The sequence below is a fragment of the Paenibacillus sp. 05T425 genome (assembly GCF_056396205.1).
This window is the reverse complement of record NZ_JBFTLA010000091.1, coordinates 1-465: the sequence shown is the minus strand read 5'-3', so window position 1 is coordinate 465 and position 465 is coordinate 1. Positions and strand designations below refer to the sequence as shown.

Here is a 465-nt window from a genome sequence, read left to right as displayed (position 1 = left end):
GCCCGTGGTGAGGGGCTCGCTCCTGCAAGGGGTCAGCTGTGTGGCGCGGGTTTTGGTACGTCGACGTTATCCAGCACCCGATTCACCGCCAGCTCGGCCAGCATGATCACCTGCTGAATCGCCAGGAGCGTATGCCGCTGCGGGGCGTCGACATAGGCGGCGATGTCGCTGGTCATGACGCTGGCCGAGGCCAGTGATTCGCAGACATGGGCCAGCAGGCTTTCGTTGTCCATGTCCGGGGCGACCTGAAACATCCTGCTTGGCTTGCGGCCTTCGGGTTGTTTGGGTGGTGGTTTTAGGTAGTGGTCGAGCGCGCGTTCGGCGGCTTCGTTAAGTTTTTTCGAATCGAGGGATTCGTAGGGCGAAACGTCATCAGTTTCAGGGGGATTTGGTGTGGCTTTGAACATGATTACACCTCCGGGATGAAATGGAGCCACTTCCAAATTGCCGCGACGCAATTTGGGG

Annotated in this window: 1 protein-coding gene; it reads right to left on the bottom strand. The window is 59.1% G+C overall.

All coding sequences use genetic code 11. The features are described 5' to 3' along the window. Positions 1-32 precede the first annotated feature (32 nt). On the bottom strand, positions 33-465 hold a 433-nt coding region (locus AC1DF0_RS32220), incomplete at its 5' end, for a DUF6124 family protein (RefSeq protein ID WP_477577646.1).